We start from the raw sequence: 1,325 nt of genomic DNA on the forward strand, positions 1-1,325 counted from the left end.
TAAAAAGCCAAAATTAAATAACAAAAAAAGAAGAACCTGAGTCCTTCTTAATTATACGGATATTGCTAAACAACACTATTTGACAAAGAGCCAAATTAAATAACAAAAAAAGAAGAACCTGAGTCCTTCTTAATTATACGGATATTGCTAAACAACACTATTTGACAAAGAGCCAAAAAAAGAAGCATTTTCTAAATAAATAGAAAATACTTCTTTTGACTCCGGCAGTAGGACTCGAACCTACGACATCATGATTAACAGTCATGCGCTACTACCAACTGAGCTATGCCGGAATAACTATAAATAATATAACACATTCGTTGTTCAATGACAAGCATAAAATAACAACTTTTTGTAAAGGAATTTTTTTCCTAAGCCACCTGCCGGGCTTGAACCGGCGACCCCCACCTTACCATGGTGGTGCTCTACCAACTGAGCTAAGGCGGCAATTAATCAATTAACACAAGATATAGAATACTCAATTTATCGGCATTTGTCAAGCGATTAATTGATTTTTAGTTTTTTATTCCATGAGAGATAACAATTCTAGTGGCGATTCTACAATTTTTGTCGCTCCTGCCGCTTGCAATTCTTCTTTTGTACCAAAGCCATATAATACACCGATACTATCAATTGCATTTTCGTTAGCGCCGATAATATCATATTTCCGATCACCAATCATAACAGCTGTACTTTTATCGATAGATCTTTCTTGCGCAAAAACATGTTGAATCACTTCAGCTTTTTTTGAGCGTGTGCCTTCCAGATTAGCTCCACCAATCATTGTAAAATATTGACTGAAATGCAAATAATCTAAAATTTCTTTTGCAAAAGATTCCGGTTTAGATGTCGCTAGAAACAACTTCTTTTTATTACTTAATTTCGCTAATACTTGGTCAACTTGTGGATAAGGATGCATTAAATAAAGGCCTTCTTTTTGATACATTTCTCGATAATGCTGAATTGCTTCAGAAGCTTCTTCCTTTGACATGCCTAAAGAAACAAAAGAATCATGCAATGGCGGACCAATAAAGCTTCTTAACTCTTCTTCTGATAGTATCGCTCTTTTCATCTTGCTTAAAGCATAATTAATTGATTGATAAATTCCATGACTAGGTTCAATAATCGTACCATCTAGATCAAATAATAGAAAATCCTTTTTCATACAATCACCTTTTCCTAAATATTTATAGCGATAAACAAAAAAACACCCAATACTGGATGTTTTTTACTCCGGCAGTAGGACTCGAACCTACGACATCATGATTAACAGTCATGCGCTACTACCAACTGAGCTATGCCGGAATAATATAATACAGCGTGGC

General features: G+C 34.8%; 1 protein-coding gene and 3 tRNA genes. All 4 read right to left on the minus strand.

The window, feature by feature from the left end:
- Positions 1-219: 219 nt before the first annotated feature.
- The 4 genes from JOD14_RS13010 to JOD14_RS13025 all read right to left on the minus strand — a co-directional run bounded on the left by JOD14_RS13010 (position 220) and on the right by JOD14_RS13025 (position 1,305).
- A tRNA-Asn gene (locus JOD14_RS13010) sits at positions 220-293 on the minus strand.
- Positions 294-374: 81 nt separating this feature from the next.
- Positions 375-447 (minus strand) — tRNA-Thr (locus JOD14_RS13015).
- A 76-nt stretch (positions 448-523) separates the two neighbouring features.
- Positions 524-1,165 (minus strand): HAD-IA family hydrolase, encoded by a 642-nt coding sequence (locus JOD14_RS13020; protein ID WP_204655200.1) that lies wholly within the window; start codon positions 1,163-1,165, stop codon positions 524-526.
- Between the two features lie 66 nt (positions 1,166-1,231).
- Positions 1,232-1,305: transfer RNA gene (locus JOD14_RS13025), tRNA-Asn, on the minus strand.
- Positions 1,306-1,325: the final 20 nt, after the last annotated feature.

This window comes from Enterococcus lemanii (genome assembly GCF_016909125.1).
Taxonomy (GTDB): domain Bacteria; phylum Bacillota; class Bacilli; order Lactobacillales; family Enterococcaceae; genus Enterococcus_I; species Enterococcus_I lemanii.

Coding starts and splice junctions, on each gene's coding strand:
- JOD14_RS13020 (WP_204655200.1), bottom strand. CDS start 1,165: ATGAAAAAGGATTTTCTATTATTTGATCTAGATGGTACGATTATTGAA.